At 72.2% G+C, this 14653-nt stretch carries 16 protein-coding genes; 1 reads left to right on the forward strand and 15 read right to left on the reverse strand.

Annotated features, from left to right (window positions below; all coding sequences use genetic code 11):
* Positions 1–5 precede the first annotated feature (5 nt).
* The 6 genes from ACG04Q_RS16940 to ACG04Q_RS16965 are packed head-to-tail and all read right to left on the reverse strand — an operon-like array spanning position 6 to position 6430.
* Positions 6–662 (reverse strand): arginine N-succinyltransferase, encoded by a 657-nt coding sequence (locus ACG04Q_RS16940; protein ID WP_394512197.1) that lies wholly within the window; start codon positions 660–662, stop codon positions 6–8.
* Positions 659–1681, reverse strand: a complete 1023-nt coding sequence (locus tag ACG04Q_RS16945) for an arginine N-succinyltransferase (protein WP_394512198.1) — start codon at positions 1679–1681, stop codon at positions 659–661. The genes ACG04Q_RS16940 and ACG04Q_RS16945 overlap by 4 nt, the downstream gene beginning before the upstream one ends.
* Positions 1678–2670, reverse strand: a complete 993-nt coding sequence (locus ACG04Q_RS16950; protein WP_394512199.1) for a GlxA family transcriptional regulator — start codon at positions 2668–2670, stop codon at positions 1678–1680. Before ACG04Q_RS16950 ends, ACG04Q_RS16945 begins: the two co-directional genes overlap by 4 nt.
* 16 nt (positions 2671–2686) lie before the next feature.
* Positions 2687–4075 (reverse strand): YfcC family protein, encoded by a 1389-nt coding sequence (locus ACG04Q_RS16955; protein WP_394512200.1) that lies wholly within the window; start codon positions 4073–4075, stop codon positions 2687–2689.
* Positions 4072–5190: a succinylglutamate desuccinylase/aspartoacylase domain-containing protein gene (locus ACG04Q_RS16960; protein WP_394512202.1), complete on the reverse strand. Its 1119-nt coding sequence runs from the start codon at positions 5188–5190 to the stop codon at positions 4072–4074. The genes ACG04Q_RS16955 and ACG04Q_RS16960 overlap by 4 nt, the downstream gene beginning before the upstream one ends.
* Positions 5191–5203: 13 nt before the next feature.
* Complete coding sequence (locus ACG04Q_RS16965) at positions 5204–6430, reverse strand: cyanophycinase (RefSeq protein ID WP_394512203.1); 1227 nt, start codon at positions 6428–6430, stop codon at positions 5204–5206.
* A gap of 247 nt (positions 6431–6677) precedes the next feature.
* On the opposite strand from ACG04Q_RS16965, the gene ACG04Q_RS16970 reads away from it, so the two are divergent.
* A complete protein-coding gene (locus ACG04Q_RS16970; protein ID WP_394512204.1) occupies positions 6678–9449 on the forward strand; it encodes a TonB-dependent receptor in 2772 nt (923 codons plus the stop codon).
* A gap of 40 nt (positions 9450–9489) precedes the next feature.
* Here ACG04Q_RS16970 and ACG04Q_RS16975 read toward each other — a convergent pair whose 3' ends face one another.
* The 9 genes from ACG04Q_RS16975 to ACG04Q_RS17015 form a co-directional block, all read right to left on the reverse strand.
* Positions 9490–9882: a YybH family protein gene (locus ACG04Q_RS16975; protein WP_394512206.1), complete on the reverse strand. Its 393-nt coding sequence runs from the start codon at positions 9880–9882 to the stop codon at positions 9490–9492.
* A 16-nt stretch (positions 9883–9898) separates the two neighbouring features.
* The gene (locus ACG04Q_RS16980; RefSeq protein WP_394512208.1) at positions 9899–11158 is read right to left on the reverse strand and encodes an RNA polymerase sigma factor; all 1260 of its coding nucleotides are present in this window, start codon (positions 11156–11158) and stop codon (positions 9899–9901) included.
* A 5-nt stretch (positions 11159–11163) separates the two neighbouring features.
* Positions 11164–11649 carry a VOC family protein gene (locus ACG04Q_RS16985; protein ID WP_394512209.1) on the reverse strand — a complete coding sequence of 162 codons (486 nt, stop codon included), beginning with the start codon at positions 11647–11649 and terminating at the stop codon, positions 11164–11166.
* Between the two features lie 64 nt (positions 11650–11713).
* On the reverse strand, positions 11714–12121 hold the full coding sequence (locus ACG04Q_RS16990; protein WP_394512210.1) for a VOC family protein: 408 nt from the start codon (positions 12119–12121) through the stop codon (positions 11714–11716).
* A gap of 8 nt (positions 12122–12129) precedes the next feature.
* Complete coding sequence (locus ACG04Q_RS16995; RefSeq protein WP_394512211.1) at positions 12130–12519, reverse strand: VOC family protein; 390 nt, start codon at positions 12517–12519, stop codon at positions 12130–12132.
* An 11-nt stretch (positions 12520–12530) separates the two neighbouring features.
* Positions 12531–12974: an SRPBCC domain-containing protein gene (locus ACG04Q_RS17000; RefSeq protein ID WP_394512212.1), complete on the reverse strand. Its 444-nt coding sequence runs from the start codon at positions 12972–12974 to the stop codon at positions 12531–12533.
* A complete protein-coding gene (locus ACG04Q_RS17005) occupies positions 12971–13510 on the reverse strand; it encodes an SRPBCC family protein (protein ID WP_394512213.1) in 540 nt (179 codons plus the stop codon). The genes ACG04Q_RS17000 and ACG04Q_RS17005 overlap by 4 nt, the downstream gene beginning before the upstream one ends.
* A gap of 11 nt (positions 13511–13521) precedes the next feature.
* The gene (locus tag ACG04Q_RS17010) at positions 13522–13926 is read right to left on the reverse strand and encodes a YciI family protein (protein WP_394512214.1); all 405 of its coding nucleotides are present in this window, start codon (positions 13924–13926) and stop codon (positions 13522–13524) included.
* A 299-nt stretch (positions 13927–14225) separates the two neighbouring features.
* Positions 14226–14573, reverse strand: a complete 348-nt coding sequence (locus ACG04Q_RS17015) for a YciI family protein (protein WP_394512215.1) — start codon at positions 14571–14573, stop codon at positions 14226–14228.
* Positions 14574–14653 lie beyond the last annotated feature (80 nt).

Here is a 14653-nt window from a genome sequence, read left to right on the forward strand (position 1 = left end):
CGCGCTCAGCCCGGCGCACGCCACACCAGCACCGGCCCGCCGTCATCGATGCGCGCATGCACCGGCGGCTGGAAGCCGGCGGCGCGCAGCGCGGCCAGCGCCGGCAGCGCGCGATCATCGGCGCGGCCCAGGCTGGCCTCGGCCGCGGCGCCGAGGAAGGACAGGTAGATGGTCTGGCGCGGCAGCAGCGCGGCCAGGTGGCTGCGCCAGGCGTCGCCCAGCCGGGCCTGCGCCTCGGCCGGGTCGCCGGCGTAGAAGCGCGCGCCCAGCGCCTGCCAGAACGGCGACGCGCCCGCAGCGTCGCGCCAGCCCGGCAGCTCGGCCACCAGCGCGTCGCCGAAGTCCTGCGGGCGCTGCTGCATGAGCGCCTGGGCGGCGGCGATGAGCGCCCCCAGCGCGGCCGTCTGCTGCGCGGCGCCGAGGCCGGGCGCGAACTGCAGGTCGGCGAGCTCGGACTGGCCCGTGTGGTCGTTGCCCAGCAGCAGCGTGGTCTGCACGCGGAACAGCGCGAGCTCCTGCGCCGCGTGCACGACGCGGCCGATGTGGAAGTGGTAGCGCGGCAGCGCCAGGCCCAGCCGCGGCACCAGCCGCAGCGAGGCGCTGCCGTCGGGCAGCGCCAGCCGGTGGCCGTCGGCCGTGGTGTCGATGCGCACGTCGCTCATGCCTGGCCCTCCGGTTGCAGCGGCACGGCCAGCAGCCGCTCGCCGGCACTGGCGGCCATGGCGCCGGTGTCCTCGGGCGTGGGCTGGTCGCCCGCGCGGGCCAGCACGGCGGCAAAGCACTCGCGCGCCGGCCGCACCAGCAGCTGCCAGCGGCGCGGGCCGTCGGCCACCTCGGCCTGCACCGCCACCTCGCGTGCCAGCCGCACGCTGCGCAGCGAGGCCAGCGGCGCCTCCACGGTGGGGCCGCCGTCGAAGATGTCGACATAGCTGTCGGCGTCGAAGCCCTCGTCCTGCAGGATGCCGAACGGGATCTCGCCCACCGGGTGCAGCTGGCCGATGGCCCACTGCGCGGCCTCCGGCAGCAGCGCCACGTAGACGGGCGACGGCGGCATCAGCTCGGCGATGCAGGCGCGGCTGCGGCCGCCGATGACGGCCTCGGCCTCGGGGTAGTCCATGCCGAAGAAGCGCCGGCCGACGGCATCCCAGAACGGGCTCTGGCCGGCGGCGTCCGTCACGCCGGGGCTCTCGGCGGCGATGCGCTCGGAGAAGCGCTCGGCATGCGCCTGGATGAACAGCAGCCGCGCCCGGCTCAGCAGCTGGGCGGCCGGGCCGTGCTCGTAGGCGGGGTCGAGGTAGAACGAGGTCAGCAGCGTGGCGCCGGTCAGGTCGTGGCACAGGTGCAGCGTGTGCATGCGCTGCGACACGCCCAGCGCGGCGCTCGCATGCACGACGAACTCGTTGCGGTAGCTGTAGAAGCGGTCGAAGAAGCCGGCGCTGGCGGCGATGCCCGAGCAGCCCACGAGCCGGCCGGCGGTGGTGTCCTCCAGCACGAAGAGGTAGGTCTCCTCGCCGCTGGCGTCGTCGGGGCTGGCGAAGGCCTGCAGCGACGCGGCGATGCGCCGGCGCAGCTTGGCCTCGTCGTTGGGCAGCGAGCTGATCGCATCCGCGCTGGCGGCGGCCATGCGGTGCAGGTCGGCGAGGTCAGCCGCCGCCACGGGGCGCAGCAGCAGGTGGTTCATGAGGTCTCTCCCGTGGGGGTGGCGCTGCGCCAGGCGAGCGCGCGGCGGCTGCGCTCGTCGCGCGGCGTGTGGCCGAAGTGGGCCTTGTAGGCGTTGGAGAAATGCGGCCCCGACGCGAAGCCGCTGGACAGGCCGATCTGCAGGATGGACTGGCTGCTCTGCTGCAGCAGCCGCTGCGCGCGGGCCAGGCGCAGCGCGAGGTAGTGGCGCGAGGGCAGCGTGTCCAGGTGCTGCTTGAACAGCCGCTCCAGCTGCCGGCGCGACACGCCCACCAGCCGTGCCACCTCTTCGGTGGGCAGCGGCTCGGCGAGGTTGGCCTCCATCAGCGCCAGCGCCTCGGCCAGCTTGGGGCTGCCGGCGCCGCGCTGCTCGCTGTAGCCGGCGCGCTGGCGCTCGTCGCGCGGCCGCAGGCCCTTCAGGCCCAGCGCCTGCGCCAGCTCCTGGCCCACGCGCTCGCCATGCTGCGCGGCCAGCCAGGCGCAGCACAGGTCCAGGCTGGCGGTGCCGCCGGCGCAGCTGAGCTGGCGGCCGTCCGCGGCGATCTCCCACAGGCCGGCCGCCCAGGCGACCGCGGGGTAGGCATCGGCCAGCGTATCCAGCTGCGCCCAGTCGGCGCAGGCGCGCTGGCCGTCCAGCAGGCCGGCCGCGGCCAGCGCGGCGGCGCCGGCGTCCACGCCCGCCAGCACGGCGCCCTGCGCGGCCCAGGCGCGCAACGCGGCCGACAGCAGCGGGTCGGCCGGCCCGGCCTCGGCGCTGAGCAGGAAGACGGCATGCCAGTCGGCGGCCAGCGTCCAGGGCTGGGTCAGCGCCAGCAGCCCACTGGACGACGCCACCGGCCCGCCCGCAGCGGACAGGCAGTCGGCGCGGTAGCAGGCCTCATCCTGCAGCGCGTTGACGGCGGCCAGGCTGTCGAGCACGCCCGCCAGCGCGAGCGCCGGGAAGCCGGGCTGCAACACCAGGCCGACACGGCGCAGCGGGGCGGGGGTCATGCCCGCATTGTGGCGGTCAGGCCCAGCCCATGCTGGCGGCCACCGCCAGCAGCGCCAGCGCCATGACGAGGTAGGCCGCCTGCAGCGGCAGCATCCAGCGCACCCAGGTGCCGTAGGGCAGGCGCGACAGCGCCAGCACGCCGACGGTGATGCCGGACGTCGGGATGACGGCCGTCGTCAGCTCGCCGAACTGGAAGGCCAGCACGGCGGTCTGGCGCGTCAGGCCCACCAGGTCGGCCAGCGGCGCCATCAGCGGCATGGTCAGCGCCGCCTGGCCGGTGCCGGAGTGGATGAAGAAGTTGATGACCGACTGGATCAGGAACATCTTCTGCGCGGCGAACACCGGGTTCTCCGAGCCCACCAGCGGCGCCAGCGCATGCAGCAGCGTGTCGATGATCTGGCCGTCGCGCATCAGGATGACGGTGGCCTTGGCCAGCGCGATGACGAGGGCCGTGCCGACCAGGTCGCGCGCGCCGTGCAGGAAGGCGGCGACGATGTCGTCGGCCGACAGCCGCGCCACCAGTCCCACCGCGACGGCCATGACGAGGAACAGCGCGGCGATCTCCTCGATGTACCAGCCCCAGTGCACGACGCCCGCGATCATGCCCACCAGCGTGGCGGCGAACAGCCACAGCACGGCGCGCTGGCGGCCGGTCATGCCGGCGAAGGCCTCGAAGCTGGCCAGGTCCAGCGTGCGGCGGCGCTCCTCGTCCAGCGCGAAGCTGGGGCTGAGCTCGGGCTGGCGGCGGATGCGCGCGGCCCACCACATCAGGAAGGCGATGGTCAGCCCCGTCGCGATGGCCCAGCAGATCGCGCGGTAGCCGATGCCGGAGAACAGCGGCACGCCGGCGATGCCCTGCGCCACGCCGACGTTGAACGGGTTCAGGAAGGCGGTGGCGAAGCCCACCTGCGAGCCGACGAAGGGGATGGCCACGCCGGTCAGCGAGTCCAGCCGCAGCGCCAGCGCCAGCGGGATGAAGATGAGCACGAAGGGGATGGCCTCCTCGGCCATGCCGAACGTGGCGCCGCCCAGCGAGAACAGCGTGACGAAGCCGGGGATGACGGCTGCCCGCACCCAGGCGGAGCGGGCGTGCGCGCGGGCCACGGCCTTGATCATCGCGTCGATGGCCTCGGTCTTCTGCAGCACGGCGAACGCGCCGCCGACGATGAGCACGAAGCCGATGATGAGCGCCGCCTCCACGAAGCCCTTGATGGGCGCGGTGAGGAAGGCCGCTAGCCCCTGCGGCCTGGCCGCGGCGGGCTGGAAGCTGCCGGCGACGACGACAGGCTTGCCGTTGACCAGCTCGGTCTCGAAGCGGCCGCCCGGCACCACCCAGGTGGCCAGCGCGATCAGCGCCAGCAGGGCCAGCAGCAGGACGAAGGTGTTGGGGAGCTTGAGCTTCATGGCGAGAGCAGGTTGCCGCTGCGCCACGGGGTGGCGCCGGCGATCTTCATGAGCCGCATGCCGCGCGTGGCGTAGCGGCGCGACGTGCGGGCGAAGCAGCGGCCGGCAGCGCGGGCGTGCAGCGGCGTGCGCGCATCCGTCAGCGGGCAGACGAGTTCGGCCACCAGCTCGCCGGCGGCCACCCAGTCGCCCGGCGCCTTGGCGAACACGATGACGCCAGGCACGGGCGCGGTGACCGGCTCCACGCCCTCCAGCGGCGTCGCGGCACAGGGCGGCGGCGCGGGCGCGGCGTCGCCCTGCACATGGCCGGTGTCCTGCAGAAAGGCCTGCAGCGCGTCGGCATCCTGCTCGGCCAGCGCCTGCGACACCTCGGTCTCGCCGCGCAGCTCCACGGTGGCGGCCAGGCAGCCCAGCGGGTCGATGGGGAAGCGGCCGTCGAAGTGCGCAGCCAGCTCCCACCAGGTGCGCGCCACGGTCTCGTCGAAGGGCTCGTCGCCCGACACCTCGGCCACCAGCAGCGCCTGCGCGCCCAGCCGGGCGGCCAGCGGCGCGAGGGCCGCGGCCTGCGGCGTGGCGGCGTAGACGTGCATGACGGCCTCGTTGTCGCAGTGCAGGTCGAGCACCAGGTCGGCATCGACCGCCAGGCCTTGCAGCAGCCGCTTCAGCGCCTCGGCGGCATCGGCCGGCTGCCAGGCCTGCAGCAGCGCGGCGCTGGCCGCGCGGATGGCGCGCGCATTGGCGTCGCGGTCGGCGCCCAGCCGGCCTTCCAGCCGCGGGATGAGCGCCGCCGTCAGGTGCCTGAAGCGGCGGTTGAAGTTCAGGCCCGTGGCGAGGTCGAAGCGGCCGAGGGCGCTGCCTTGCAGGTGCTGCGCCAGGCCCAGCGGGTTGGCCATGGGCACCAGCACGATCTCGCCGTCGATGGCACCGGCGTCGTCCAGCGCCTGCAGCCGCTGCGCCAGCGCCTGTGCGACGAGCATGGGCGGCACCTCGTCGGCATGCAGCGCGGCCTGCAGATAGGCCTTGCGGCCGGACACGCCGCGGCCGAAGTGCAGGCTGCGCAGGCAGTGGGTGGTGCCGGCACTGGCGGCCGGCAGGTCGTGGATCAGGGTTCGCATCGGGGCAGGGCGCTCAGGGGGCGGTGATCGGCGTCACGAAGGGCGTGGCCACGCGCACGGGCTGCACGTCCAGCCGCGCGTTCAGCACGGTGTAGTCCTCGCCGCCCAGCGCGCCGCTGAACCAGCCGGTCAGGCCCGGGCCCTTGTAGAGGCGGAACTCGAAGCCCACGTCGGGCGCGGCGTCGCCGTTGCGCGGCCGTGCGCGCCAGGCCAGGCCGCGCACCTCGGGCGCCGGGCTGTCCAGCAGCTGGGCCATCGCGGTGACGAGGGTGTTGTCGCCGAGGATGTCGAGGAAGTAGGTGTCGGCGCGCAGGTAGGGCTTGTAGTCGCTGGCGGTGGGGTCGATGCGCGGCTCGCGCAGCTTGTGTGCGGCAGGCGTCGTGACACCGGTGGCGAGGTCATGACGGTCGCCACGGTCCAGGTAGCTCAGGCGTGCGCCGCGCAGGTTGAAGTGCGGCAGCCGCGCATCGCTGCTGGCGTCGGACAGGTCCACCAGCAGCGCGCCGCGCGCGCCGATGACGTCCACCGCCGTGCCCTTGACGACGACGGCCGAGTCCTCCTCCACGCCCAGGCCCAGCCGGTAGCCGAAGGCACGCATGGCCGGCAGCATGCGGCCGATGCGGCCGCGCTTGAGGAAGTGCTGGTCGATGAAGAGGTCGGGCCCGACGAAGCCCAGCCCGCGGTCGTACTCTCGGCGCTCGCGCCAGCGGCCCTTGAGGATGTCCAGGTTGTCCTGCGCGTCGCGGAACATCATGCGGCTCATGATGGCCGCACCGGCGCTGGTGCCGGCCACGACGCCACCGCCGTCGAACACCTCGCGGATGGCCTTCAGCATCGCGGTGGGCTGGCCGCCGGGCTGCAGCGTGTCGACGATGAGTTCCTGCGCGCCGCCGGAGAAGAACACCGCGCGCGAGGCCTTGACCTGCGCGATCAGCGCGGGGTCCGCCAGGTTGGCGGCCAGGTCTGCACCTGCCAGGCGCGGGGCCACCGGGATGACCTCGGCCTGCGCGCCGCGGCGGTTCAGCGCGGCGGCAATCTGCGCACCGCTGCGCGCCGGATTGGCGGCCGCCGTCGCGAACACGGCGATGCGCGCACCCGCGCCGCCAGCCTCGTCGACGATGCGCTGCCAGACGGCGTCGTTGTCGGTTTTCAGCGCGCCGCCGATGACGATGGCCGTGCCAGCCTGCGCGGCGCCGGCAGCCAGCAGGGCAGCGAGCAAAAGGGGTTTCACGAACTTCATGCAGCCATGTTGTCAGCGGGCCTGCGCGGCGGCCACAGGGTTGGGCCCCGCATCGGTGCGCCATGCACCGCGGACGCAATTGCATGTCGCTTCAACGCAAGCGCTGTGGCGCAGCCGCCCGGCCCGCTTGCCGGGAAGCGACGCGCATTTGCGCGCAAGCGACCGGCGCGCCCAAACCCCATAGGCAAGTCGCGAGGCGCCTCCCTAACCTGATTGGCATCCGCTCACCGCCACACCCCGAGGCCTTATGACCCCAGCCCGTTCTTTCTCGCTGCACACGCTGGCCCATGCCGCGCTGCTCACCGTCACCGCGCTCACCGCGCATGCCCAGGACCAGAAGCTCGAACGCGTGGAGGTCACCGGCTCCAGCATCAAGCGCATCGACGGCGAGGCCGCGCTGCCTGTGGACGTCATCAAGCGCGCCGACATCGACAAGGCCGGCGTGACGACCGCCGCCGAGCTGCTGCAGAAGATCACGTCCAACGTCGGCGGCCTGACCGACGGCGCCAGCGTGACCGACCAGACCGGCGGCCAGCGCGGCTTCAACGGCGCCAACCTGCGCGGGCTGGGCGTGTCCAGCACGCTGGTGCTGCTGAACGGCCGGCGCCTCGCCAACTTCGCCTCGCCGGGCGACAACGCCGGCGTGGACCTGAACAACATCCCCGCCGGCGCCATCCAGCGCGTGGAAGTGCTGAAGGACGGCGCCTCCGCCATCTACGGCACCGACGCGATGGGCGGCGTCATCAACTTCATCACCCGCAAGGACTATCAAGGCGCCGACCTGAGCGTCTACGGCCTGCGCACGCAGGACGGCGGCGCCGGCAAGACCACCTTCAGCGCCTCCGGCGGCTTCGGTGACCTGGCGCGCGACCGCTTCAACGTGTTCGCCGCGCTGGACGTGCAGCGGCTCGATGCGCTGGACGCCAGCCAGCGCGACTTCATCCAGGAATACAGCCTGCCCACGCGGCTGCCGCCGCAGACGTCCAGCAACAGCTTCCCGGCCAACGTGGACCTGACGTCCGGCCAGCTCAGCGCGCTGAACGCCTTCGTGCTGGCCAACCCCAACACCGCCCTCAAGGGCAGCAACGCCAACGGCACCTGGAACCCGGGTGGCGTGAACTCCGGCTCGCGCCGCGTGAACTTCGGCAAGGCCTCGTGCACCGGCGGGCTCAACCCGAACTCCGTGCAGCCGCTGGGCCTGGGCGGTCGCGAGGGCTGTTCCTACGACTACGTGGCCGGCTCGGAGATCTACCCCAAGTCCGACAAGGCCAGCGTCATCGGCCGCGCGACCTTCCAGCTGGCCGACGAGCACCAGCTGTTCATCGAGGCGCTGTTCGCCAAGACCGACACCGACTACGCCGCCTCGCCCGCCACGGCACGCTTCCGCACCTCGGCCGGCATCACGCTGCCGGCGTCGCTGCAGGCCGTCACCGGCGTCACCGGCGCGGTGGACTTCCGCTTCCGCCTGGAAGACGCCGGCAAGCGCGTCAGCCGCGTGGAGAGCCAGGCGACCCGGCTGGTGGCCGGCGCGAACGGCCGCTTCGCCGACTGGGACTACGACGTCGCGCTGAACCACAGCGTCAACAAGGCCACCGACACCAACCTCGACGGCTGGGTCTCGCTGACCAAGCTGCAGGACGGCATCAAGGCCGGCGCCTACAACCCCTTCCAGCGCGCCAGCGACGCCAGCGCCGGCCGCGCCTTCATGAACAGCATCCGCATCGACGGCGCCGCCCGCATCGCCGAAGGCAGCAGCACCAGCGTCGACGGCAAGCTGACCCGCGCGCTCGCGACGCTGGCCGGCGGCGACCTGATGCTGGCCGTGGGCGCCGAGCTGCGCCGCGAGAAGCTGCAGTTCCGCGCCACCGATGCGCTCAAGAGCAACGACGTCAACAACGACCGCTCCAGCTCCGGCCCGCTGCTGGCCGACACCGACCACCACCGCAACGTGACGGGCGCCTTCGCCGAGCTGAGCGCGCCGTTCACCAAGCAGTGGGAAGGCCAGCTGGCGCTGCGCCACGACCGCTACGACGGCATCTACGACGCCGCCACCAACACCACGTCGCCCAAGCTCAACACCACCAACCCCAAGCTGGGCCTGAGCTTCCGCCCCGACCGCACGCTGCTGGCGCGCGCGTCCTACGGCACGGGCTTCCGCGCGCCGACGGTGTCGGAGCTGTTCCGCCCGCTGCGCTCCGGCATCACGGCCAGCTTCGTGAAGGACCCGGTGTCCGGCGAGGTCGCGCAGATGGCGGTGGACCGCTATTCGAACCCGGCGCTCAAGCCGGAGAAGAGCAAGCAGTTCAACCTGGGCCTCGTGTTCGAGCCGGCGCCGAGCTGGAACGGCAGCGTGGACTACTGGGCCATCCGCAAGACCGACATCATCTCGGAGATCGGCGAGGAGACCATCTTCACGAACCCGGTCTACTACAACGACCCCACGATCGTGAAGCGCTTCTCCGACGGCTTCGTCGACACCGTCGTCGTGAAGAAGGAGAACCGCGGCAAGCTCAACACGGCGGGCCTGGACGTGGCGCTGGCCTGGCGCGGCGAGAACACCGCCTACGGCCGCTTCGGCGCCAGCCTGGCCGGCACGCTGATCACGCAGTACAAGTTCAACACCGACCCGCGCTCGCCCATGGTGGACGGCCTGGGCAAGTTCCGCGACGACAAGGCCGTGCAACGCTGGCGCCACAAGCTGAGCGTGGACTGGGACCTGCGCGACGTCGGCCTGACGCTGGCCAACACCTACCTGTCCGGCTACCGCGACCAGAACACGCCGGGCCTGGCCGCGCCGGAATGGAACGACCGCGACGTGAAGCCCTATTCGCTGTGGGACCTGACGGGCAGCTACCGCATCACGCCGCAGCTGCGCCTGCGCGCCGGTGTGCTGAACCTGGCCGACACGGCGCCGCCGTTCACCAACCAGTCGCGCTACTTCCAGGTCACCTGGGACCCGACCTACGGCGACCCGCGCGGCCGCAGCTACTTCGTGAGCCTCAGCTACGCGATGCGCTGAACGCGCACCGGATGGCGGGCCGCCGGGGCAGCCCGGCGGCTCAGCCCGCCACCGGCATCAGCGTGTGCACATCCCGCGCCATGCGCCACGCGCCGTCGGGCTGGCGGCGGTAGACGGTCATGCGGTGGCCCGCCAGCTGCGTGGTGGCGCCGCCGGCGCGGGGCGTCAGCGTCAGCGTGTCGCGGGCACGGGTGTAGGCCACGTCAGCGGCCACGACGACCTCCTCCAGGTCGCTGATGCAGCGCAGCTGGAAGTCCCGGTGCCCGGCCTCGAAGCCGGCCGGGAAGCCCTCGCGGCCGAACGGGGCCTGGCCGGGGCTGAAGAACACCACGTCGTCGGTCATCATGCCCAGCAGCGGCTGCAGCCGGCCGGCGTTGACGGCGTCGATGAACGTGGTGTGCACGGCTCGAATGGCGTCTTCTTCGGTGAGCATTTCCGATTCCTCCGGTTCAGTTGGCCAGGCGCGTCGCCCGCGCCAGCAGCAGCGCGCGCTGCACCTCGTTGTCCTGCAGCTCCGCAGCGCGCAGGTAGGCCTCACGGGCCTCAGCCACGCGGCCAAGGCGCTCCAGCACGTCGGCCTGGGCGCCGGCCAGGTAGGGGTAGCGCTTGAGCTGCGGCTCGGCGGCCAGCGCCTCCAGCAGCGGCAGCGCGGCGGCGGGGCCGTCGGCGAAGCTGACGGCCAGCGCGCGGTTCAGCGCGATGACCGGCGAGGGGTTCAGCGCCAGCAGCCGGTCGTAGCCGGCGACGATCGAGCCCCAGTCGGTGTCCTCGGCGCGCGCCGCGCGGGCGTGGCAGGCCGCGATCGACGCCTGCAGCGTGTACGGCCCCGGCGCGCCCAGGGCCAGGGCTTGCGCCAGCGCGGCCAGGCCACGCTGGATGAGCAGGCGGTCCCAACGGCGGCGGTCCTGGTCGGGCAGCAGCACGGGGCGGCCTGCGGCGTCCAGCCGCGCGGGCAGGCGCGAAGCCTGGATCTCCAGCAGCGCGGCCAGGCCGTGCACCTCGCCGTCCTGCGGCAGCAGGTGCTGCAGCTGGCGGGCCAGGCGCAGCGCCTCGTCGCACAGCGCCGGGCGCAGCAGCGTGGCGCCGCTGCCGGCGCTGTGGCCCTCGTTGAAGATCAGGTAGACCACGGCCAGCACGGCGCCCAGGCGCTGCTCGCGCTCGGCCGCGCCGGGCAGCTCGTAGGCCTGGCCATTGAGCGCCTTCTTCGCGCGCACGATGCGCTGCGCGACGGTGGCCTCGGGCTGCAGGAAGGCGCGGGCGATCTCGGCCGTCTCCAGCCCGCCCAGCAGCCGCAGCGTCAGCGCCACCTGCGCCTCGCGCGGCAGCACCGGGTGGCAGGCGATGAAGATGAGCCGCAGCTGCTCGTCGCCGATGGCGGCCTGGTCGCGCGCGGCGTCCAGCTGTTCGGTGAAGTCGGGCACGACGTGGGTGCCATAGGCCTCGTCATCGGCCGCGAGGTGCTCATGCTCGCGCTCCAGCATCGCGCGGCGGCGCAGCCGGTCCAGCGCCTTGTTGCGGGTGGCGGTCATCAGCCACGCGGCCGGGTTGGCGGGCTGGCCGTCGCGCGGCCAGCTGTCCAGCGCGGCGATGAGGGCGTCCTGCGCGCAGTCCTCGGCCTCGTCAAGGTCGCGCAGCAGCTTGGCCGCCGCGCCCACGAGGCGGCTGCGCTCGATGCGCCAGACGCCGGCGGCGATGTCCGCATGGCTCACAGTGCTTAGGCGCCGTCGTAGGCCTTCTTCAAGGCCGGGAGGTCGATCTTCTCCATCGCCCAGATCGCCTGGAACACGCGCTGCACGCGGGCCGCATCGGGGTCGCGGATCATGTCGAACCACCCCTTCGGAATGATCTGCCACGACAGGCCCCACGCGTCTTCCACCCAGCCGCAGGCCTTGGGCTTGCCGCCGCCGGCGGGGAGTTCGGTCCACAGGTGGTCGATCTCCGCCTGGTCTTCACAGGCCACCATCAGCGAGAACGCCTCGGTGAGCTTGAAATGCGGGCCGCCGTTGAAGGCCGTCATCTGCTGGCCCTGCAGCTCGAACTGCACCACCATGACCGAGCCGGCCACGCCGGGCGAGTTCTCGCCCCAGCGCTGCGTGTGCGTGACCTGGCCGCCGCCGAACACCTTCAGGTAGTGCGCCACGGCGTCTTCGGCGCCCTTCTCGTACCAGATGAAGGGGGTGATCTTTTGCTGGATCTTCATGGAAAGCTCCTGGAAAGCGTGAAGGGGAACCCGCGTTCAGCGCGGCGCACCGGGACGAGGCGCGTCATGCCTGCGGCATGCCGGTCATGTGGACGAGCTCCCAGTGGTGGCCGTCCAGGTCCTCGAAGCCGTGGCCGTACATGAAGCCATGATCCTGCGGCGCGCTCGGCACGCTGCCGCCAGCGGCCACGGCCCTGGCGACGAGTGCGTCGACTTCCTCGCGGCTCTCGCAGCTCAGGCATACCCAGCCGGTCGTCGCCGTCCTGGCGTCCGGGAAGGCCTTGGGTGTGAAGGTCCGCGCGAAGTCCTCGGCGAGCAGCATTGCGTAGAGGTTCTCGCCCAGCTCCATGCCGGCACCCTTGTCGTTGGTGAACTGGGGGTTGAAGCGGTAGCCTACGGCCTCGAAGAAGGCCTTGCTGCGGGCCAGGTCCTTGACGGGCAGGTTGACGTAGATCTGCTTGTGCGTTGCCATGGTGCCGCTCACAGGGGTTGGACGAGGTGCAGCAGGTTGCCGCAGCCATCCTCGAACATGACGGCCTTGATGGGTCCCATGTCCACCGGCTCGCCGCGCACGACGACGCCGCGCTCGCGCAGCTTCTGCGCCTCGGCCTGCACGTCCGTCGTCACGAAGGCGTTGATGGGCACGCCGGCGTCGTACAGCGCCTTCTGGTAGACGCGGGACGCCTCCATGTTCATCGGGTCCAGCGACAGCTCCACGCCGTGGATGCCCTCGGGCGAGACGACCGTGAGCCAGCGGTAGGCCGGGCCCATCGGGATGTCAGCCATCTTCGTGAAGCCCAGCTTCTGCGTGTAGAACGCCAGTGCCTTCTCCTGGTCGTCGACCATGACGCTGGTGACTTTGATCTGCATGGTGTGTCCTTTCAGTGGGTGGATTCGGCCAGCGCCTTCAGGCGCTGTAGCGCGCGGGGCCAGCTGTCGGTGAGGAAGTCGGTGAAGCCGTCGTCCCAGCTCTGCAGGTGGATGTCGAGGCGGGTGCCGCCGGCGGGCGTGGCGCTGAACTCGTAGCGCTCGTGCGCCGGCTCACGGATCAGCGGGCTGTCGGCGTTGGGGCGGCCGGCGCTGAAGTCGCCCACCAGCCGCAGCGACACGCGTTCATGCCGCAGGTTCTCGTCGACGATGGCGTCCATGCCGTTGCCGTCCGGGTCGCGGAACGCGATGCGCGCGCCCTGCGCCCACGAGCCCTCGTAGTACGAGCCCTCGCAGAAGGCGCGGGTCCAGTCGCGGTAGGCGGTGGCGTCGAACATGCAGTCCCACACGCGCGCCACCGGTGCGGCGATGTCGATGCCGAAGTGCAAGTCCTTCATGCCTTCCCCTCGGCGAGCTGGCGCAGGTTCTGCAGGCCGGCCTCGAAGTCGCGGCCCACCATCTTGTCCATGTCGATGAACACGCCCATGAGCTTGCTGATGAAGTTGGCCGGGCCGTGCATCGTCCAGCGCACCTCGGTGGCGCCGTCAGCCATGGGCTGCAGCGCGAACTCGGCCTGGTTGTGCGCCTCGAAGGGCTTCACAAAGTCCAGCTTCATCTGCACCGCGCGGCCGGGCTGCTGGCCGGTGATCTCCAGGCTGCCGCTGCCCACCTCCTTGCTGTCCCAGTCGCAGCGCGAACCGACGCCGCTGGCGGCACCGGTGTACGCGCCCTGGATCAGCGGGTCCTTGCGCTCGTAGGGGTTCCAGCGGTTGAACGCGCGCAGCTCGCCCACCAGGGGCCAGACCTTGTCCGCCGGCGCCGCGATGCGCAGGCGCCGCTCCACGCGGAATTCGTCGGGCCGCGTGGCCGCGTAGGCCAGCAGCAGCACCAGCGCGGCACCCAGGCAGATCAGCACGATGGAGACGTTGCTCATGGCGGGCTCCTTCAGACGCTGCGGATGGCCATGTCGCCACCGGGCGCGAAGTCGGCGTCCTCGTACAGCCGGCGCACCTCGATCTCGCAGGGGATGCCGACAAAAGGCATCGGGAAGCGGCTGGCCCAGGCGCGGGCCTCGGCCTCGTCGCGCACCTGGATCAGCGTGTAGCCGGCGATCAGCTCCTTGGCCTCGGCGAACGGGCCGTCGACGACCTCGACGCGGCCGTCGGCAGCGTAGCGCTGGCGCCAGCCATCGCGGCTGGGGCGCAGGCCGGCGCCGTCCAGCAGCACACCGGCGCGGGCCATCTCCCCGTGAAAGGCGCCCATGGCCTCGAACAGCGGCGCGTACTCGGGCCCGGGCGGGTCACCGCGCTCGCTGACGACGGTGGCGCGGACTTGGATCATGAATCGCATGGGAGGCTCTCCTGGGGTTGGCAGGCCAGCTGTTCTCGCTGCCTTCATGACCACGACGATCCACGCGACGCCGTTTCGACAACCTCGGGGTAACTACCGAGCCCGCGCAACGCAGGGCTCCCGGGCCGAGCGCCGCGCCGCCCCAAGCCGGCCCGCCAGGCGATGTGCGGGCGGCTCAATGCCGCACGCATCGCCGCCGCCTCGGCGGCTGAGCCCGGACACATCGCACCCAGTGGGGGCGATGTGCCTGGCGAAGGGCTGCGTCACAAGACGCAGCGCGGCGGAACCAGACGAGGGGCTCACAGGTAACAGGGCCCCACCCCCCGTACCTCCACCGTCGCCCACTCCGCCGCCGGGCAGCGCTCGGCCCAGGCCAGCGCCACGGCTTCATCGTCGGTGTCGAGCAGGAAGTAGCCGCCCACCATCTCCTTGGCCTCGGCGAATGGGCCGTCCCAGACCTGCGCGGCGCCATCACGTTTGGCCAGCCGCTTGGCGGCCGAGCTCAGCGAGTTGACGCCCAGCAGCAGGCCCTCGGCCTGCAAGGCAGCGGCGAAGTCCAGCATGCGCTGGTAGGCGGCCTCGCCGCCGGCGCGGCCGCGTTCGGCACGTTGGCCCAGGGGTTCGACGATGAGCAGCATCTGCGGCATGGCGGCATCCGTAGCAGGTGGGAATGGCCGGCGATTCTGGCGCGGCCGCCCTCCACCTGCTGGCAGCAGGAACGGTGTAA

Origin of the sequence: Pelomonas lactea, assembly GCF_043555885.1 — a bacterium.
Lineage (GTDB): Bacteria > Pseudomonadota > Gammaproteobacteria > Burkholderiales > Burkholderiaceae_C > Pelomonas > Pelomonas lactea.